General features: G+C 63.9%; 17 protein-coding genes. 9 read left to right on the top strand and 8 right to left on the bottom strand.

Annotation, left to right across the window (positions count from 1 at the left end; all coding sequences use genetic code 11):
* The first annotated feature begins 4 nt into the window (after positions 1-4).
* A complete protein-coding gene (locus tag CGK93_RS20860) occupies positions 5-1,351 on the top strand; it encodes an NtaA/DmoA family FMN-dependent monooxygenase (protein WP_089596467.1) in 1,347 nt (448 codons plus the stop codon).
* Positions 1,348-1,509 (top strand): hypothetical protein, encoded by a 162-nt coding sequence (locus CGK93_RS23895; RefSeq protein WP_198318285.1) that lies wholly within the window; start codon positions 1,348-1,350, stop codon positions 1,507-1,509. The genes CGK93_RS20860 and CGK93_RS23895 overlap by 4 nt, the downstream gene beginning before the upstream one ends.
* Here the strand turns inward: CGK93_RS23895 and CGK93_RS20855 are convergent.
* Together CGK93_RS20855 and CGK93_RS20850 are read right to left on the bottom strand one after the other, a co-directional pair.
* Positions 1,506-2,708: an FG-GAP repeat domain-containing protein gene (locus tag CGK93_RS20855; RefSeq protein ID WP_089597666.1), complete on the bottom strand. Its 1,203-nt coding sequence runs from the start codon at positions 2,706-2,708 to the stop codon at positions 1,506-1,508. The two genes, CGK93_RS23895 and CGK93_RS20855, sit on opposite strands and share 4 nt — an antisense overlap.
* Before the next feature lie 41 nt (positions 2,709-2,749).
* Positions 2,750-3,220 carry a GNAT family N-acetyltransferase gene (locus CGK93_RS20850; RefSeq protein WP_198318284.1) on the bottom strand — a complete coding sequence of 157 codons (471 nt, stop codon included), beginning with the start codon at positions 3,218-3,220 and terminating at the stop codon, positions 2,750-2,752.
* Positions 3,221-3,297: 77 nt separating this feature from the next.
* Here CGK93_RS20850 and CGK93_RS20845 point away from each other — a divergent pair, with 77 nt between their 5' ends.
* On the top strand, positions 3,298-4,227 hold the full coding sequence (locus CGK93_RS20845; RefSeq protein ID WP_089596466.1) for a threonine/serine dehydratase: 930 nt from the start codon (positions 3,298-3,300) through the stop codon (positions 4,225-4,227).
* An 80-nt stretch (positions 4,228-4,307) separates the two neighbouring features.
* Here the strand turns inward: CGK93_RS20845 and CGK93_RS20840 are convergent, their stop codons facing one another.
* Positions 4,308-5,288, bottom strand: a complete 981-nt coding sequence (locus CGK93_RS20840) for an ABC transporter substrate-binding protein (RefSeq protein ID WP_089596465.1) — start codon at positions 5,286-5,288, stop codon at positions 4,308-4,310.
* A 292-nt stretch (positions 5,289-5,580) separates the two neighbouring features.
* Between CGK93_RS20840 and CGK93_RS20835 the strand changes: the two genes are divergently transcribed.
* Positions 5,581-6,570: an LLM class flavin-dependent oxidoreductase gene (locus CGK93_RS20835; RefSeq protein WP_089597664.1), complete on the top strand. Its 990-nt coding sequence runs from the start codon at positions 5,581-5,583 to the stop codon at positions 6,568-6,570.
* 96 nt (positions 6,571-6,666) lie between these two features.
* The gene (locus CGK93_RS20830; protein ID WP_089596464.1) at positions 6,667-9,303 is read left to right on the top strand and encodes a trehalase-like domain-containing protein; all 2,637 of its coding nucleotides are present in this window, start codon (positions 6,667-6,669) and stop codon (positions 9,301-9,303) included.
* Between the two features lie 77 nt (positions 9,304-9,380).
* On the opposite strand, the gene CGK93_RS20825 is transcribed toward CGK93_RS20830, so the two are convergent.
* Together CGK93_RS20825 and CGK93_RS20820 are read right to left on the bottom strand one after the other, a co-directional pair.
* The gene (locus CGK93_RS20825) at positions 9,381-10,307 is read right to left on the bottom strand and encodes an AEC family transporter (protein WP_089596463.1); all 927 of its coding nucleotides are present in this window, start codon (positions 10,305-10,307) and stop codon (positions 9,381-9,383) included.
* 206 nt (positions 10,308-10,513) lie between these two features.
* Positions 10,514-11,113, bottom strand: coding sequence for a TetR/AcrR family transcriptional regulator (locus CGK93_RS20820; RefSeq protein ID WP_089596462.1), 600 nt, complete (start codon positions 11,111-11,113; stop codon positions 10,514-10,516).
* Between the two features lie 197 nt (positions 11,114-11,310).
* Here CGK93_RS20820 and CGK93_RS20815 point away from each other — a divergent pair, with 197 nt between their 5' ends.
* The 4 genes from CGK93_RS20815 (at position 11,311) to CGK93_RS20800 (ending at position 15,313) form a co-directional block, all read left to right on the top strand.
* Positions 11,311-12,762 carry an APC family permease gene (locus CGK93_RS20815; RefSeq protein ID WP_089596461.1) on the top strand — a complete coding sequence of 484 codons (1,452 nt, stop codon included), beginning with the start codon at positions 11,311-11,313 and terminating at the stop codon, positions 12,760-12,762.
* Positions 12,763-12,793: 31 nt separating this feature from the next.
* The gene (locus CGK93_RS20810; RefSeq protein ID WP_089596460.1) at positions 12,794-13,597 is read left to right on the top strand and encodes a MoaF C-terminal domain-containing protein; all 804 of its coding nucleotides are present in this window, start codon (positions 12,794-12,796) and stop codon (positions 13,595-13,597) included.
* 41 nt (positions 13,598-13,638) lie between these two features.
* Complete coding sequence (locus CGK93_RS20805) at positions 13,639-13,920, top strand: cupin domain-containing protein (RefSeq protein ID WP_232481440.1); 282 nt, start codon at positions 13,639-13,641, stop codon at positions 13,918-13,920.
* A gap of 61 nt (positions 13,921-13,981) precedes the next feature.
* The gene (locus CGK93_RS20800; protein WP_089596459.1) at positions 13,982-15,313 is read left to right on the top strand and encodes a flavin monoamine oxidase family protein; all 1,332 of its coding nucleotides are present in this window, start codon (positions 13,982-13,984) and stop codon (positions 15,311-15,313) included.
* A gap of 65 nt (positions 15,314-15,378) precedes the next feature.
* Here CGK93_RS20800 and panD read toward each other — a convergent pair whose 3' ends face one another.
* From panD to CGK93_RS20785, 3 genes are read right to left on the bottom strand one after another with little or no spacing between them, the layout of a single operon-like run.
* Complete coding sequence (gene panD, locus CGK93_RS20795) at positions 15,379-15,810, bottom strand: aspartate 1-decarboxylase (RefSeq protein ID WP_026267226.1); 432 nt, start codon at positions 15,808-15,810, stop codon at positions 15,379-15,381.
* Positions 15,811-15,836: 26 nt separating this feature from the next.
* Positions 15,837-17,342, bottom strand: a complete 1,506-nt coding sequence (locus tag CGK93_RS20790; protein WP_089596458.1) for a rhamnulokinase — start codon at positions 17,340-17,342, stop codon at positions 15,837-15,839.
* A gap of 8 nt (positions 17,343-17,350) precedes the next feature.
* Positions 17,351-19,393, bottom strand: a complete 2,043-nt coding sequence (locus CGK93_RS20785; protein ID WP_089597662.1) for a bifunctional aldolase/short-chain dehydrogenase — start codon at positions 19,391-19,393, stop codon at positions 17,351-17,353.
* Between the last annotated feature and the right edge of the window lie 2 nt (positions 19,394-19,395).

Genomic DNA, 19,395 nt, shown 5'->3' with positions numbered 1-19,395 from the left:
CTCCATGACACGCGACATTTTCCAGCCGAGCGGCCAGATCCAGTTCGGTATCTTCTTCCAAGGCGTCAACTCCGGCACCATTTGGAAGACCGCAGAATCCGGTTCGCAGACGGACTTCGAGTCGTTCCGCCGGCTCGTCCAGACCGCAGAGCGCGGCAAGTTCGCTGCCTTTTTCCTGGGCGAAGGACTGCGTCTCCGCGAGCACCTTGGTCGCCCGCACGCCTTGGACGTGGTGGGCCGTCCGGACGCGCAGACCATGCTGGCCGCGCTTGCGGCAGTGACCACGAACATCGGTTTGGTAGCCACCCAGAACACCACGTACAACGATCCCGCGGACCTCGCGCACCGTTTGTCCTCCCTGGACCTCATCTCCGGTGGCCGAGCTGCGTGGAACATCGTCACCACGGACAACGCCTGGACCGGGGCGAACTTCCGCCGCGGCGGATACCTGGACCACGCCGACCGCTACCGGCACGCAGAAGCCTTTGTAGAGACCGCCAAGAGGATCTGGGATTCGTGGGAAACGCCCACGGGTCCGGCGCGGAGGGTCCTGCACGAAGGCCAGCACTACACCGTAGACGTCGCCCCCTTGTTGCCCCGAAGCGCCCAGTACCGCCCCGTGCTCTTCCAGGCCGGCGACTCACCTGAAGGCCGCGACTTCGCAGCCCGCCAGGCCGACGTGATCTTCTCCGCACATCCGAAGTTCGACAACGCCGTGGAATTCCGCCGCGATATTGTTGCCCGTTCGGTCGCAGCCGGCCGCGGGGCCAATGCCGTCCAGATCATGCCAGCCAGCGAATTCATCCTCGCCGCCACAGATCAGGAGGCCCAGGAAAAGAAGGACTGGGTTCGCAGCCTCCAGATCGGCCCGCAGCAAGCCATTGCCTACCTAGAGCAGTTCTGGGGCCGCGAGCTCTCCTCGTACGACCCCGATGGACCCCTTCCGGAGATCGATCCCGTGGTGGAAGAAACCTCGGAGACCCGCGGCAGCGGATTCCACGGCGCCAAGGCCCGGCAGCTCGCCGATCAGTGGAGGGCCGAGGCCAAGGACAAGGGCCTCTCCATCCGCCAGTTCGTCACGTCGAAGACGGCACGCGTCGACGCCACTTTCACCGGCTCCTACACCGCAGTGGCGGACCACCTGGCGGAATACGCCCGGGTTGGTGCCGTTGACGGCTTCAACATCTCGCCGTGGCTGGTCCCCACGGGCCTGGATGACATCGTGAACCACTTGGTGCCCGAACTCCAGGAACGCGGCGTCTACCCCACGGAGTACCGCGGCACCACTCTCCGCGAAAACCTGGGGCTGCAGACGCCGGTGCGCTCCGCGGAGTCGGTGCAGGTCCCATGAGCACGGGCCGCCTTTTGCAGCTCTGCCGGCGCTGGTTTGGTTACACGCCGGACCAGCACGGCGGAGCGCCCGACGGCGGCGGGCCGGGTGCCGCCGTCGTCGACGGTTCGCGCGGGACCGTCAGCCTGCAGCTGACGGTGTTGGGGCAGCCGCTTTAGAGCAGTTCCTTGAAGACGTTCCAACCCCGGCCAATGGGCCCATAAGGGCCATACAGCCCTGTGTTTGATGCGCCGGTAATGTAACTGAGAAGGTTGCCGTTGGCGTCAACGGCAGAGAGCTCGTTGTATTTCGAGTGGCTGGAACTGCCGATTCCGGCGACCTCGGAAAACGTCTCCCACCCCGGGCCGAGGGACGCAGGTTCCTCCCAGCCGCCCTCGCCGTCAGTGGGGTACTGGTGCAGGTAGCCGTCCCGGTCGCGTCCGAAGATGTCCACGGCACCATCGGCGTTCATATCGCCACCGGTGATGATCTTGTTCATGACCTGCCAGCCCCAGCCCACCTGCTCGGGGTCGAGCCAGCCGCCGTCTCCATCGCCGGGGTACAGGAAAAGGCCACCTGCTGCGTCGCGTGCCAGCACATCGTTGGTGCCGTCACCGTTGAAGTCGCCGGGACCCACGATGGTATTGAAGACGCTCCAGCCCTGGCCAACCTGCTCGCGATCGAGCCAACCACCCTCGCCGTCGCCGGGGTAGAGGAAGAGTTTGCCTGCAGCGTCCCGGCCGAGGAGATCGTTGAAGCCGTCGCCGTCGAAATCGCCGGGGGAGAAGACGATGTCAAAGACGTTCCATCCTTGCCCTACCTGGCGGGGTTCGTCCCATGAACCCCAGTACGCAGGGCAGGGACCCTCGCACATGCCTTTGTAGTACGTGTAGGTCCGTGGGTAGAGGACGAGCCTGCCGTCGTGGGTCCGGGCGAGGGGCTCAAAGTTGCCCCGGCCGGTCCACCCCATGGCCCGGCTGGAGGCTTTCACGGGCAGGGTTTCAGCGCTCAATTGAGTGCCGGTGGGGCAGCCTTGGTTCCCGGGAGTCATGGGATGCACACGCATCGATATGCGGCTGCCCTGGTCCTCCGGGAGTATCCGCAAGGTTTCCCCTTGCCGTTCCTCCGGGAGCGCCTCCCCGTCGCGCAACCACTCCAACGTAATGGCGTCGCCCGAGCCGTCCGGATCCCTGCAGCCCCAATAGCTGTAGTCGTACTGTCGGCGCAATTCGGCACCCACGTACGGGGCGCCGTCGATGATTGGCGTTGGTTGGTTGTCCGCAGTGGCAGGCGGTGCCCCCGCGACCAAAAGTCCAGCTGCCAAAGCTATCGCTGAAAGCGTTGAAAGCCGTGTGGTGCTTGCTCGAACGTTCCCCATGATGTTCCCCCCGGAAGCCTGCATTGACGTTTGTGCTGAGGCTACCGCATGGGCGGCCGGCGGTCAGGAGGCGTGGGGTTCGGGGCGACCATGAAAACATCTACCGGGTCCTCGGATTCCAGCATGAAACCATGCCGCTCATACAAATGGCGGGCGGCGCTGCCTTGAAGCACGTTCAAACGGAACGGGCGTTCGTCAACGGAGGCCGCCATGACATGCCGCAGCACAGCACCGCCCAAACCCCTGCCCTGATGGGTGGGAGCAACATAGAAGTGCTCGATCCACCGCGCGTCGGGCTCGGGTCGAACGGCAATGACGCCGGCATCCACGCCGTCGGTATGGATGATGTAGGTGTACTCCGGCTGGAAACCGTTCAGGAAGCGCTCGCGCACACGGACGGGATCGAAACGCTCCAAGCGTTCAAGGTCCGGGCGCATCACCACAGCCCGGAGCTCCGCTATCCAGGCAGCGTCCGAGGCAACGGCAGGGCGGAGGGCAAAATCGGCAGACATGGATCAAGCCTATGCCGCGCGCGCTCAGCCCACCCGCGCAAACCATAGGATGAAACGGACGGAAAGGTGCAGCCACGATGGTCACACGCGAAGAAGTAGAAGCAGCGTACTCACGTACAGCGGGCTGGGTCCGCCATACGCCCCTTGCCGAGAGCGGCGACCAGGAGCCGTACCACCTGTGGTTCAAATGCGAATACATGCAGCACACAGGCTCCTTCAAAGCCCGTGGCGCATTTAACCGCCTCCTCACAGCGAAGGAAAACGGCGAGCTGGACCCGGCAGTCGGCGTCGTGGTGGCGTCCGGCGGCAACGCAGGCCTGGCCAATGCTTACGCGGCAGCCAAACTCGGAGTCCCGGCAACGGTGTTCGTCCCGGAGTCCGCACCGGCGAACAAAGTCCACAAGCTCTATGCCATTGGTGCCACCGTGGTCCAAAGCGGCGCGGAGTACGCCGAAGCCTACGCGGCTGCCGTGCGCTTTGCCGAGGAGAAGGGCGCGGTCTACTGCCATGCCTACGACCAACCGGAGATTGTGGCCGGCGCCGGTGGGGTGGGGCTTGAACTGCTGGATGAATTACCCGACGTCGACACGATCCTCGTTGCTGTTGGCGGTGGCGGATTGATGGGCGGCATTGCGGCCGCGGCAGAGGGCAGGGCGCACGTTGTGGGCGTCGAACCGGAAACAGTTCCAACTTTGCATACGGCGTTGGCCAAGGGAGAACCCGTGGACGTGGCTGTCTCCGGGATCGCCGCTGATTCCCTGGGTGCCCGGCGTATCGGCGAGATCGGTTTTGGAGTTGCCCGCCGCACGGGTGTCCAGAGTGTCCTGGTCACGGACGAGGACATCATCCAAGCGCGTCGTGCCTTGTGGGAGAAACACAGGATCGTGGTGGAACACGGCGCTGCCGCAGCCTACGCGGCGTTGCTGTCCGGCGCCTACACCCCACGGGCGGGCGAAACCGTGGCAGTGATCCTCTGCGGGGCCAACACGGACCCCGCCCACTTCTAACGGCACCCAACTGGGTCACAGCAAACGCTCCACTGAGCGGTCATTGCGACATGTGCTGTCACCTACTTGGGTCAGCGGCGCTACTTTTTGGGCAGGCCTGCCGGGTTCAGTTCGGACGCGGGAATGGCCTCCGAAGAGAGGCCCCAGCGGTCCAGGATCTTGCCGTAGTTACCATCCTTGATGAGGGTGTTAAGCGCGGCCTGGGCAGCCACGGCCAGGCCGTTGCCCTTCTGCGTAGTGAAGGCGATTTCGGCCTTCAGCGGCCAACCACCTTCGAGGGTGCCCACTTCCTTGGTCTTGCCATCCTTGGCTGCCTTGTAAGCTGCCGAAGCGTTGGGCCCGAACGTGAGGTCCGCACGGCCTGACTGGAGGGCCAGCTGGGAGGCGGAGTCGTCGTCGTAATACTGGAACTCAACCGGCTTCAAGCCGTTCTTCTTGTTCTCCTCATCCCAGCGGACCAGGATGGCTTCCTGGTTGGTGCCCGAGCCGACGATGATGCGCTTGCCGGCTACGTCCTTGGCTTCCTTGATGGGAGAGATGTCGGCGTCGGACTTGGCGTAGAAGCCCAGGAGGTCGTTGCGGTAGGTGGCGAAGTCGAACTTCTCCTTGCGGGCCTCGGTGACGGTCACGTTGGAGAGCACAGCCTCGTACTTGCCGGACTCGACGCCCAGCGGCCAGTCAGCCCAGGCCACGGGAAGAACCTCAACCTGCAGCCCCAAGCTCTCGCCCACAGCATAAGCGATGTCCACTTCACTGCCGATCAGGGTTTTGTTGTCCGTGGCGAAGGTGCTCAACGGGGGAGTGCCGCCGGTGGTCACCACGGTCAGCTTGCCGTCGGCCTTGATGGCGTCCGGAACCAGGGCAGCCGCGGCGGAGTCCACCGTCACCTTGATGCGGTCCTGCTGCGGGGTCAGGTTGAACTCTTTGGTCGAAGAGCTCGACGCCGGAGCGGACGCCCCTGTCGCCGCCGTCGCACCCGGGTCCGAGCAGGCCGCGAGCCCGAGCAAAGCGGTGGCGGCCAGCGCCGCGGTGACGCCGGTCTTGGCTGCAAAACGTGCCATTGGTTCTCCTTGGGTTCGTCCTGGTCATCGCGACAGGGCGGTCTGATGCGTACTTGTGGCTGCAACTATCCGGCAGCCCACTGATACGGGTCAAAGTGCTCTGAAACGCTGGGATACAGGGGTTCATGGCGGTTAATCGGGCGTCGAACGGGGTCACAAAAGCCTCCCGACGGCGGTTGGAAACCAGCGCGCGACGCAACTCACAGAAATAAGCCGGGTGCCGCCGTCGTTGTCGCTTAAGTGCCCGGCAACCAAAATGCCGGCACCGCGCAACGTACCGAAAGGCATCCCCGTGACTGTTCCTCTTTCCATCCTCGACCTGGCGACCATCGGGAAGGGCCAGACGGCGGCGGAAAGCCTCGCGGGCAGCGTGGCCATGGCGCAGAAGGCCGAAGAGCTGGGCTACCGGCGGGTCTGGTACGCCGAGCACCACAACATGTCCGCCATCGCTTCCTCGGCCACGAGCGTGCTGATCGCGCACGTTGCCGCCCACACCAAGACCATTCGCCTCGGTGCCGGTGGCGTCATGCTGCCCAACCACTCGCCGCTGACCATCGCTGAGCAGTTCGGCACCTTGGAGACGCTGCACCCGGGACGGATCGACCTCGGACTGGGACGCGCGCCGGGCAGTGACCAGAACACCATGCGGGCACTGCGCCGTGACCACACGTCCTCGGACAGGTTCCCGCAGGACGTCCTGGAACTTCAGGGCTACCTCACCGGACCCACCCGCATCCAGGGTGTTGAAGCGACGCCGGGCAAGGGCACCAACGTGCCGCTCTACATCCTGGGATCCTCGCTGTTCGGCGCCCAGCTGGCCGCTCAGTTGGGCCTTCCCTACGCGTTTGCTTCACACTTTGCGCCGGCTGCACTGCAGGACGCAGTTGCCGTCTACCGACGCGAGTTCAAGCCTTCAGACCAGTTGTCGGAGCCCCATGTCATCGCGGGCGTAAACGCTACTGCCGCGGATTCCAACGCCGAGGCCCAGGCCATCCACCTTGCTGTGAAGCGTGCCCGCGTTTCATTGTTCTTTGGTGGTGGCCGCGAGTTCACGGACGACGAAGCGGACATGGTGCTCGACTCCCCGCAGGGCCAGCACATCGCCCAGATGATGAAGTTCTCAGCTGTGGGAACCAAGGACGTGGTGCGCGATTACCTGGACGAGTTTGCGGCGTTCGCTGACGCCGACGAGCTGATTGTGGCGCACCAGAGCATCGGAACCGAAGAGCGTTTGCGGTCCGTGGAGCTGGTGGCCGAGGTCGCTGGCTTGGTTCCCGCATAAATCCAAGGAATGTCTTTACTCGTTGGTAATCAACGAGGTATGCAAGCGAAACCGTCCGGGCGGAGACTGTAGCTATCCGCCCCGGAAGGATACGCCATGCCTACGCACTTGAATCAATCAGTTGCCGATTCCGCGCTGCTGATGAAATCGCTCCCGCTTGGCCTGCTCCGGACTGTGCTCCAATCCGACGCGGAGAACGGCATCAGCCCGCAGTTGTTCGCGGAGCTGAGGGTCCTGGCCCGGGTTCCTGGTTTGCTGGTGGCCTGCAACTACGGCGGCACTCTCTGCTCGGCGGAGGGCGTGTCCACGGAGACCTTGCCCCTGGACAGCGCAGCCGTGGCGCTCCGTGCGCTGGCTGCGCTGCCGAACACGCACACGGCCATCATTTCCGGCCGGTCCCTCAGGGATCTGGCCGCAGTGTCCAGGCTGCCGGCGGAGGTCCACCTGGTGGGGTCCCACGGCGTGGAGTTCGACATGGGCTATGCCTACACGCTCTCGCTCGCCACAGAACAGTTGCTTCAACAGGTAGCCACTGCGCTGACGGAAGCCATCGGTTTCGAGAAGGGCATCAGCGTTGTCCGCAAGCCGGTGGGCGTCGCTGTGCACACCCGGCCGGCGACACCAGAAGTGGTGGACCGGGTGGTCTTCGCTTCGCAGAAAATCGCCATCGAGTTCGGGCTTTACTTCATCATTGACGGAACGGTGCTGGACCTGACCGTCGAAGAACCGGCCAAGGGACAAGCCTTGGAACAGCTCCGTGCGAGGCTTGGCGTCAGCGCCGCGCTGTACGCAGGCGACGCAGAGAGCGATGAAAAGGCGCTCGCCACCCTGCGTGGACCGGACCTTGGACTGCATGTCGGACCGGGGGATACGACGGCGGGACACACCATCCCGGACCCGGAAGCCTTTGCGCACGTGCTGGCTTTGTTGTTCGAACTGCGCCGGGCGTGGCTCTTTGGCGAAGACGCGGTAGGCCTGGAACGGCATTCGATGATCGGCAACGGCAGCTCCACGGCGTTGATCACCCCGGATGCCAAGGTCTGTTGGATGAGCCACCCCCTTCCGGATTCCGGATCCCTGTTTGCCCATATCCTGGGCGGTGATCCCGCCGGCCATTTCAGCATTGAGCCCGTGAAGCCATCCCCGGTTCTGGCACAGCGTTACGTGGACAACACCATGATCGTGGAAACCCGCTGGGCCGATGTCACGGTGACCGACTATCTGGAGCCCGCTGCCGAGGGCATCACCAGCCTGGTCCGTGTCCTGTCCGGGACGGGTACCGCACGCGTGGTGTTCGCGCCAAGGCCTGACTACGCCAATGCGCCGTTCAACATGGAGATCCGCGGCGACGAGGTCCACATCATCGGGACATCGGATCCCATCATCCTCTCGGCGCCGGGCGTTGTTTTCACCATCACCAACGACGCCAAGTACGCCACGGCCACGGCAGAGGTCGCATTGGGTCATGGCCCCGTAGTGCTGAATATGCGCTGCGGTGACACCGAGCCTCCACCCGCAGACCCGGCGGGCGAACCTCACCGGCGTGCCGCCGTCGGGCTGGCAGCACGTGAGTGGGTCAAGGCACTGCAGCTGCCCACCATCAAGACCTCGCTGGTGCGGCGTTCCGCGCTGGTGCTGAAGTCGCTGGTCCACAAGCCCACCGGTGCCGTCCTCGCCGCGCCCACCACGTCCCTGCCGGAAGGTATTGGCGGCACGCGCAACTGGGATTACCGGTATTGCTGGCTGCGGGACGGGTCCATGACGGTGAACTCGTTGGTGTCGTTGGGATCCACGGAAGAGGCAGACGGTTTTCTGGACTGGCTGGGCCGGATTCTGGAGAACGCGCCGGGACCGGAATGGCTGCACCCCCTCTATTCGGTGACGGGCGCGCCGCTGTCCACGGAGGCCATTGTTGAGAGCCTTCCCGGCTATGCGGGATCGCGGCCGGTGCGGATCGGCAACGCCGCGGACCACCAGGTGCAACTGGACGTGTTCGGGCCCATCGCCGAGCTGATCCACGATCTTGCCGAGCGGCGCGGGTTCCTTCCGGACAAGCACTGGTTCCTCATGGAGCAGATGGCGCACGCCGTGCTGGCCCGCTGGCACGAGCCGGACCATGGGATTTGGGAAGCCCGCCGGCCGCCGCGGCACCACGTGTACACCAAGGTCATGTGCTGGATGACGCTGGATCGGGCGCTCCGGGCTGCCGCTTTGCATGGCCGGGTTCCTCATGCGGACTGGTCACCCACCGCGGACACCATTCGCGAGGAAGTCCTGCACGAAGGGTGGGATGAGTCCGCCGCTTCCTACACCGTGGCCTATGACAGCCCGGACCTCGATGCCGCCGTCCTGCACATCGGCTTGTCCGGCCTGCTGGACGCCCAGGACCAGCGATTCCTGGATACCGTGACTGCCGTTGAACGCGAACTTCGCGTGGGGCCCACCGTTTTCCGTTACAGGTACGACGACGGCCTGCCGGGTCTGGAAGGCGGCTTCCACATCTGTACTACCTGGCTGATCGAGGCGTACCTGGCAGTGGGACGCCTGGACGATGCGCTGGAGTTGTTCAACCAATTGGTGGCGCTGTTCGGTCCCACGGGCCTGCTGCCCGAAGAATACGATCCCGGCACCGAAACACACTTGGGCAACCATCCCCAGGCGTACTCGCACCTGGGTTTCATTCGCTGTGCGCAGCTCCTGGACCACTATCTGGCCAGCGCGGACGTGGAGTAACCCAAGTAAGTCGCAGCAGAGCGCGTTTTGAGCGCTGTATACGCGCACAATTGCGACTCAGCTGGGTGCTGGTGCGGTTAGGTGAGCAGCAGCGCCACCGCGATCATGGCTGGCACGGCCACGATGGTGGTGATGAGGACGGTGTCCTTGGCTACGGTGATCCCGGCCTGGTAACGGTTGGCTGCGACAAACACGTTCTGGGCCGTGGGCAGCGCAGATGTCACCACCACGGCGAACAGCGCGTGCCCCTCCATCCCCAGGGCGAAGCGGGCGAACAGGTATGCGATCAACGGGTGCACAATCAGTTTGAAGCCACTGGCCAACAAGGTGTCCAGTCTCCGCCCGGCGTCCTTCTGCAGGGGTTTGGAGCCATTGAGGCTCATGCCGAACGCCATCAGCATGGCCGGGATCGCTGCTCCGCCGATCAGGTGGATGGGCTCCAGGATCAGCGTCGGTACTTGGAACCCGGTCCCGGCCACCAGCAGGCCGAGCGCCGAGCCCACGATCATGGGGTTCTTCACGATCATCAGGAGGAAGCGCAGGGGGGTGGTGCGATGCGAACTGGTGCTGGCGTCCAGGGCCATCAGATACATCGGGGTGAAGAATGCCAGTTGGAAGATCAACAACGGCGCCACATAACTCGCATCGCCCAGGACAAACACGGCGATGGGGATGCCCAGGTTGGCGGAGTTGGCCAGCGATGCGCTCATGGAGGACATGAGGGCTTCCGGCATGGCCCGTTTCAGCCAGAACTTCACGATCAGGAAGAACAACAGACCGGTCAGGACGGCACCCACGGCGGTGACCAGGAGCGGTGCGGCGAAGACGTCGTGCAGCTTGGCCTTGCTCAAGGTCTCGAAAAGGAGCGCCGGGCTTGCAACGAAGAACGTCAGCGAACTCAGCACCGACCTCGCGTTCTCGCCCAGGATTTCCCGACGTCCCACGAACATGCCCACCAGGATGATGGCCCACACCACGAAGAACCCCTGCAGTACGCCAATCATGAGGCTGCGCCGAAGGGGAATCGTTGGATCACGAACAACAGCCTAGCCAATGCCTCGCCGCGAGTAAGCGTTTTCTCGCGAGAGTTCCGTCATGCGGACACTCGAGTTTTTGTACAGCTAATGACCTTATAGGGCCTTCTTAGTGGCATTAGCTGTACAAAAACGCGCTCGACGTCGGCGCCGGTGGTGAGTGCCGGCGTCGGGCCTTATTTCGTGGCTGGCTTTTGCGTCGTTCCGTTCGCCGCCTCCAGCGCGGTTATCAGTCGCCCTACCTGAACGACGGCGGACCTGATCCGGGCGGGGTCGCTGATGGTGAGGAATTGAAGCATGAGGCCGTCGAGGGCGGCGAAGATGGCAAGCGAGGCTTCGTTGCGTGTGTCCACTCCGCGGCGGGTCAGCGCCTCCTCCACTGTGCTGACGTAGTTCGCGTAAAGGCGTTCAACCATCGCGCGGATCTGCGGGTTGCGCCTGGATTCGAGGATCATTTCGAACTGAAACAGCTGGAGTTCCGGTTCGGCGGAAACGGTGGCGATGAGAGTATCGGCGAAGTTCCCGTCGAAGTCCGCGATCCCGGACAGTCCGGTTTCCTCAATGGACCGCTGGACGGACCATTCCATGGTGGCGGCCAGAAGACCTTCCATGGAACCGAAGTGGTGCGTGACCAGTGCGTGATTGACTCCGGCGCGGGCGGCAACTGATCTGTAGGTCGCCCCGCGCAGTCCCTTCTCTGCGACGACATCCAGCACGGCAGCCAGAAGGGCATCCCGACCGTCTCCGTAGGGCAACTTGCGTGCTTCCTGGCTCATACAGCGAGTTTAGCGGCGTTGAAATCCCGGGCCGGAACCCATTGACACTCCAAACTATACAAACGTATAGTTTGGAGTGTGGCCCGCATCACCCGCCACCAAGAGCAGCTTCAGTCCAGCCCCGTGTCCCGCGGCCGCAGGGCTCCCTATCCTCCGCAGTGGCGATGGCGCCAGTGCATTCCGGAAAGAACAGCCTCATGAATGAATTCAGTCAAACCTCGGCCCCAGCCGGTCCCCAAGATGCCGGTTCTCCGGCGGGTGCCGTGCGGCTCAGGGCGAACAAGCTTGGCGTCGTTGCCATAGCCTTCTTCGCTATTGCCGCCGCCGCCCCTATGGCCGCCGTTGTTGGAGCCAGTCCCGTCATCTTCTCGGCGAGCGGGCCCGGCACTCCGGTGATCTATGTGATCGCGGCTTTGCTGGTAGCCCTGTTTTCGGTGGGATACCTCAGGATGAGCCAACACATCACCAACGCAGGCGGGTTTGTTGCGTACATAGCCAGAGGCTTAGGCAACAAGTGGGCCACGGGAGGCGCCGGAATAGCCATCCTGACCTATCTCAGCCTTCAAATAGGCCTGTGGTCCCAGTTCGGTGTCTTCGCCCAGCAGCTCGTGGAGAGTCTTACGGGCATTGGGTTGCCGGTCTATTTTTGGATCGTCGCAGTGCTGGCGCTGACCACGTTCCTGACCATGAAGGGCGTGGACGCCAGCTTGAAGGTGTTGGGAGTGCTCATTCTCGGCGAAACGCTGGTGGTTGCAGCGCTGGTTGCCTCCCTCATCGTCCAGAAGGGGTTGGGGATCTTCACGTTCGCAGGGTTCACGGGCGAGAACATTTTTGGGCCTGGTCTGGGAATCTCGTTGTTGTTCGCCTTTGCGTGCTTCACCAGCTTCGAAGCCACGGTTGTCTTCGCGGAAGAAGCCAAAAATCCACGGCGAACCATCCCTCGGGCGGCCTACTCGGTCATCGCCTTTATTGGCCTCTTCTACATGGTGTCCACATGGGCCATCAGCGGCGCTGTGGGGATCGATGGGATTCAGGCCGTGGCCACGGAGAATCCCTCAGGGATGATCTTCGAGCTTGCCGAAGCCAGCGCAGGAGCCTGGTTGAGCGTCGCCATGCAGGTTTTGGTGGTCACGAGTTTCATCGCGATGCTCCTGGGCCTGTCCAACATGTTTTCCCGGTACCTGTTCGCTTTGGGACGGGCCGGCGCGCTCCCAGCCAAGTTGTCATCCGTGTCCGCCACGGGAGCGCCGTCGTTTGCAGGACTGGTCAATTCGCTGGTGGTCCTGGCCATCATCAGTGCCTTTCTCATGGCCGGTGCTGACCCGATCGCTACGGTCTTTGCCTGGTTCGTGGCGTTGGGAACGGCAGGCTTCATTTCCATCCTGCTGCTGACGTCCGCCGCAATCCTGGTGTACTTCGCCCGATCCGGAATGAAGGACAACCCCTGGGTCACGGTTATTGCTCCGGCACTTTCCTTCCTGGCATTCGCCGTGGTGGGCTACCTGACCTTGGACAACTACGACGTCCTGCTCGGAGGCGCAGGAGGGGTGGCCCGCTGGCTCCTCCTGGGCATCCCGCTGATCTTTGTGGCCGGCCTGATGCGAGGAGCGCACAAGCCCGCCATCAACTACGCCGCCGAAATCGTCTGAATCCGAACTCCCTCAACAAAAGGACCAACTCATGACCTCCACTGAACTCCAGGACTACGTTCCCGAGGAAGAATGGCCGCCGGTCTCCACCATGCTGGACGGCTTCGGGGATCAGACCCTCCCCGCGTCTCCTGCGCTTGCCGCCACAACTCTTTTCCTTCAGGCCGCTGATGGCACCCCTATCGAGTACAACTTCCTCACCCCGTCAACGCTGACGTGGAACGAGGGCACTGCCAGCGGGACCGCTGCCTACAAAGCGATTGAGGCCCGCCCCGGAATCTTCATCATTGATTTCGTCCGTGGACACGACGGCGGCAAAGTCGCCGACGCCGAAAACGTCACCATCATCTTCGACCAAGCCACAGGTGCCGTCACTACTGCTGTCTCCCGGTTTGTAGCCTCGGACGGCAAGGTCCGGGGAACTACAGACTTCACGCATGCGAACGCCAACGGCCAGCCGACGGTTCACCAACGGTCCTCGGACCTCGTGGGCAAGCGCATCTTCTACCGCTACAGCGACGTGGAATCCTACGAGCACATCTACTTGAATCAAGGGACCTTCACGTGGCACTGCGTCCGGGGAGGGGAAGCGGGGCTCGCCGATACCGACCGTTGCATGACCTGGGCCGTCGCGGAGGACCTGTACATCTTCTTTTGGACCGAACAGGTGATGACCGTAGAAGCAGTGCTCCTGATCGACCTGCGCGAGCAGCGCTCCATCGGGCGGATGTTCGGCTGGGACAATCCCGCAGCGGAACCGGTCACCTTGCCGTTCAACTCCAGGCTCAGCGTCCTGAACACCACCAGCTACCCACAAGACACCCACAAGCACTGAGGTACGCCTCCGCGAATCCACCACCATAGAGGAGCCACACCATGTCCCAGGTCTTTCATGCCCACCTTGACCATGCAGCATTTGAACCCTTTGCCCTCGGCACGGTCCAATGGCTTCGACGCCCCGGTGACAACGGAAACGAGGTGTTGAGTGGGGGCATCTGGAAAGTCACACCGGAGGAAGCACCGGAACCGTTCGACCTGCCGATTGACCAGGATGAAACCATTTACGTCGTCTCCGGCCACCTCCGCATCGAGATCAAGGGCGGGAGCACCCTTGAGCTGAAAGAAGGTTCCATGGCTTCCCTGTCCAAGGGGCAATGACCCGCTGGAGTGTCCTGGAGCCGACCGTCGAATTCTTCGTTTACAGCTGAGGAACGGGCAAGTGGAAACCTCCGACGTCATCGTTATCGGGGCAGGTTTTGCCGGTCTCACAGCAGCAAGGGAACTGTCCCGCAGCGGTTACACCACCATGCTGCTGGAAGCCAAGGACCGCATCGCCGGGCGAACCCACCTGGCGGAGCGCCTTAGCCGGAATCTGGAACTCGGCGGCACCTGGGTGCACTGGACCCAGCCGTACGTCTGGGCGGAAATGGGGCGCTACGGGATCAAAGCCCTACCCGGGCCGGAGTTCACCAAGGCTCTCTGGACCGTGGATGGACAGCGGCATGAAGGCACCGCTGAAAGCTTGATGGAACTGCTGGATGGGCCCAACCGTCTGCTGCTGGCTGACTCAAGGCGCTACTTCCCGATGCCGTGGTCACCCTTGGATAACCCCGACGTGGCGGACATCGACGGGCTCACGCTTTCGGAAGCCATCGAACGCCTGGAGCTTCCTGATGATCAGCGCCGGCTCCTGAGATCCTTCTGGACGCTGAACTTCAACGGCAGGCTGGATCAAGCGGCCTACACCCAGGCGCTGCGTTGGTGCGCGGTGGCCAGTGGTGACTGGCAGCTGATGTTCGAGGCGTGCGCGAGCTTCAAGATCGACGGCGGCACCCGCCGGCTGGCCGAGGCGATCCTTGTGGACTCAACGGCAGAGCTGCGGCTGAACCAGAGGGTCGCGTCCATCGACCAAGATGGTCAACAGGTCCTTGTGACCACTGAAGCGGGAAAGCAATACGCGGCCCGCCAGCTCATTCTCGCACTGCCGCTGAGCGTGCTGAACGACATTGACATTCAACCAGCGCTGTCGCCCGGCAAACGGGAGGCGGCGGCAAGGGGGCAGGCAGGCCGCGGCGCGAAATTATGGGTCAAGGTGGACGGCCGGCAGGAAAGGTTCGTCGCGTTTGGGCCCGAGTCAGCAGCACTCAACTTCGTCCAAGCCGAGTACATCGATCATGACACCACCACCTTGGTCTGCTTCGGCCCGGACGCCGGGGCCGTGGATGTCCAGGACGTTGCCGCAGCTCAAGCACACCTGGACGCAATAGTCCCGGGGCTGACAGTGCTCGACGTCGCCGGACACGACTGGGTTGCCGATGAGCATGCACGGTCCACCTGGCCCATGCATTACACCGGCTACCTCACCCGGTACCTGGCGGAACTCCAGAGGTCGGAGGGAAGAATCCGCCTCGCGGGATCCGACTTCGCCAACGGCTGGGGAGGGTTCATCGACGGTGCCATTGAGAGCGGCCTCGACGCCGCCCGGCACGCAGCATCCGCACTGGGCAATGGTGCAACGTCACCCCTCCAGGCTCCTGCTTCCGTCGGCTAAGCAGCCCAAACGCGCTCGACGCCGGCACTCACCTGAGAGCCGGCGTCGATCGTTGTTGTGGAACCTTAGCTGAGGTGCGCCGCGTTGCTCAGGGCGTGCGGCGGGCGCATGAGTCCGGGGGTGTGGCCCTCTGCGGGGTCGTTGCCGAGCTGCAGGATCTTGTTGTCCTTGCCCACGTGGACAACCCGGGGCTCGTAAGCCCTGGCTTCCTCCGTGGTCATTTCGGCGTAGGTGATCAGGATGACGGTGTCGCCAACATGGACCATATGGGCCGCCGCGCCGTTGATACCGATCACGCCGGAACCGCGCTCGCCGGCAATCGTGTACGTCTCAAGCCGGGCGCCGTTGGTAACGTCCACGATGGAAACCAGTTCGCCGGGGAGGATGTCGGCCGCGTCCAGGAGGTCCAGGTCGACAGTGACAGAACCGACGTAGTGGAGGTCGGCATGGGTCACCGTTGCGCGGTGGATCTTGGACTTGAACATTGTGCGGATCATAATGCGATCAGTTTAGCGCGGCACCCTCATCCGGCGCTGTGACGTACCAGACGTTCAGCCGGCTCGTAGCGTTCCAGTCTCGTTCCTGCCACCACCAGCGCACGCAGCTCGGCCAGCCCACCGGCTACCACCCCTGCCGCGCGTGCCTGCATCAGGACGTTGCCCTGTGCGGTCGCTTCCACAGGTCCGGCGACCACGGGCTTGCCGGTGGCATCGGCAGTGAGCTGGCACAGGAGCCGGTTTTGCGAACCGCCGCCCACAATGTGCACCACGCTGGTGCTGCGGCCCGTAAGGCGCTCGGCGTCGGCCAGCGTTCGGGCGTACCCGGCCGCGAGGCTGTCCATGATGCACCGCACGACGGCGGCAGGCCGGTCCGGGAGCACCGCGCCGGTGTTGCGCACGGCTGCGCGGATACGGTCCGGCATGTTGTCCGGGGCCGTGAACGCAGGATCATCGGCATTGATCTGCGGACCGCCGGCAGGAAGTGCGGCCGCCGAGTCCAGCAGCGCCGGGAGTGCCTGGGTGTAGCCTTCCGCGGCCCACGCGCGTTGGCATTCGCTGAGCAACCACAGTCCACCCACGTTGCGGAGGTAACGGATGGTGCTGTCCACGCCTCGTTCGTTGGTGAAGTTGGCTTGGCGGCTGGATTCTGTGAGGACGGGTTTGTCCAGCTCCACGCCTACAAGCGACCAAGTCCCTGAGGAGATGTACGCGAAATCCTGATCTTCCGCGGGGACCGCTGCCACGGCCGAGGCGGTGTCGTGCGAACCCACGGCAACCACTGTAGTGTCCGCGGGGAGGCTAGTCTGCTCAAGGATCCCGGGCAACAGTGTGCCCACGGTTTCCCCCGGCTGGATGAGCTCCGGGAAGATGTTCCGGGGCAGTCCCAGAGCGTCCAGGAATTCGGTGGCCCACTCTCCGGCGACGGCATCGAACAGGCCGGTGGTGGAGGCGTTGGTGGCTTCGGTCCGGCGCTTTCCTGTCAGCAGGAAGGCGATCAGGTCCGGAATCAGCAGGGCCTGCACACCGTCAAGGTTCGGCTCCGCTGCGAGCTGGTAGAGGGTGTTGAACTGCAGGAACTGCAGGCCCGTAGTGGCGTACAGCGTTTCAGGAGAAATTGCTGAGTGCACCCGCTGGACAGTGGCCCGGCTGCGCTCGTCCCGGTAGCTGAACGGCACCGAGGTGAGGTGACCGGCGTCGTTCACCAAGCCATAGTCCACCGCCCACGTGTCGATGCCGATGCTCACGATGCGCTCGCCGTTCCCACGCGCCACCGCAGCGGCAGCCGCCAGGCCCTTGAGAACCTCCGCAAACAGGGCGTCGAAATCCCAGCGGAGGCCGCCGTCGAGCTCTACGACCCCGTTGGGAAAGCGGTGAATCGTCTCGAGGGACACCCCGGATTCAGGTGAGACGCGGCCCAGCATGACGCGGCCGGAGGACGCGCCGATATCGACGGCGGCGAACACTGCGTTGGGGCCGGACACCGCCCCGGCGTGTGCCGGGACGGTGTTCGCGGTGGTTCCGTTGTTCACTGTCAGTCCTAGCGGAGGAATGCTGCCGCGACGCCGGCGTCCACGGGGATGTGGAGGCCGGTGGTGTGCGACAGTTCGTTGCTGGTGAGCACGGACGCGGCGTTGGCCACGTGTTCCGGGAGGACTTCGCGCTTGAGGAGCGTGCGCTGGGCGTAGTACTTGCCCAGTTCCTGCTCGTCCACGCCGTACACGGCCGCGCGCTTGGCGCCCCAGCCGCCGGCGAAGATGCCGGAGCCGCGGACCACGCCGTCGGGGTTGATGCCGTTGACGCGGACGCCGTATTCGCCCAGTTCGGCGGCGAGAAGGCGGACCTGGTGGGCCTGGTCAGCCTTGGTGGCGGAGTAGGCGATGTTGTTCGGACCGGCAAAGACCGAGTTCTTGGAGGAGATGTAGATGATGTCTCCGCCCAGGCCCTGATCGATCATGACCTTGGCCGCGGCCTTGGACACCAGGAACGAGCCCTTGGCCATGACGTTGTGCTGGAGGTCCCAGTCCTTTTCCGTGGTTTCCAGCAGCGGCTTGGAGATGGACAGGCCTGCATTGTTGACCACCAGGTCCAGGCCGCCGAACGCGAGCACGGCTTCCTGGATGGCGGCTGCGATCTGGGCTTCGTCGGTGACGTCAGCCTGGACGCCGATGGCGACGTCGGAACCGCCCAGTTCCTCGGCTACCTTTTGCGCGTTCTCAAGGTTCAGGTCGGCAATCACTACGCACGCGCCGTCGGACGCCAAACGCGTGGCGATCGCCTTGCCAATGCCCGACGCCGCACCGGTCACCAGCGCGATGCGGGTGGCGTGCGACTTCGGCTTGGGCATGCGGGCGAGCTTGGCTTCTTCCAGCGCCCAGTACTCGATGCGGAATTTCTCGGATTCCTCGATCGGGGCGTAGGTGGAGATGGCCTCGGCGCCGCGCATCACGTTGATGGCGTTGAGGTAGAACTCCCCGGCCACGCGGGCGGTCTGCTTGTCCTTGCCGAAGGAGAACATGCCCACGCCGGGAACCAGCACGATGGCCGGGTCCGCGCCGCGGAGGGCGGGGCTGTTCTCATCAGCGTGACGGTCGTAGTACCCCTGGTAATCCTCCCGGTACGCAACGTGAAGTTCCTTCAGGCGGGTGACCGAGTCTTCGATCGAGGCGTCAGCGGGCAGGTCCAGGACCAGCGGCTTGACCTTGGTGCGCAGGAAGTGGTCCGGGCAGGAGGTGCCCAGTGCGCCGAGGCGCGGGTGCTCTTCCGAGGCAAGGAATTCAAGAACGACGGCGTCATCACTGAAGTGCCCCAGTTGCGGCTTGTCCGTGGAGGCCAGGCCGCGGATCACGGGAGCGAGGGCGGCTGCCTTGGCTTTGCGCTCAGCCTCCGGGAGGGCGCTGTAGCCGGGGAGTGTGGCGCCGAAGGGCTCGGACTTGCCGTTCTCCTTGATGTAATTCTCGGCCTGGTCAATGATCCAGAGCGAGTTGGCCTCGGCCTCTTCGCTGGTGGCACCCCAGGCAGTGATGCCGTGGCCGCCCAGGATGGTGCCGATGGCCTGCGGGTTGGCTTCCTTGATCGCCGCGATGTCCAAGCCCAGCTGGAAACCGGGGCGACGCCACGGAACCCAGACAACCTTGCTGCCGAAGACCTTGGAGGTCAGTGCTTCGCCGTCCACCGCGGTGGCGATGGCGATGCCGGAATCCGGGTGCAGGTGGTCAACGTGGGCAGCGTCAACGAGGCCGTGCATGGCGGTATCGATCGACGGCGCTGCGCCGCCCTTGCCGTGCAGGCAGTAATCGAACGCGGCCACCATTTCGTCTTCACGCTCGACGCCGGGGTAAACATCCTTGAGCGCCTGCAGCCGGTCCAGCCGGAGTACGGCAAGGTTCTCAGCTTTCAGTGTGCCGAGGTCGCCACCGGAACCCTTGACCCAGAGGAGCTCGACGTCCTGGCCCGTGACAGGGTCCTTCTCTGTGCCCTTGGCGGAGGTGTTGCCGCCGGCGAAGTTGGTGTTCCGCTTGTCCGCACCGAGGCGGTTGGAACGGGAGATCAGTTCTTCAACAGTCTTGCCTGTGTTCTGCATGT

This window comes from Arthrobacter sp. YN (assembly GCF_002224285.1).
GTDB lineage: Bacteria > Actinomycetota > Actinomycetes > Actinomycetales > Micrococcaceae > Arthrobacter.
This window is presented reverse-complemented; position numbering and strand designations above follow the sequence as displayed.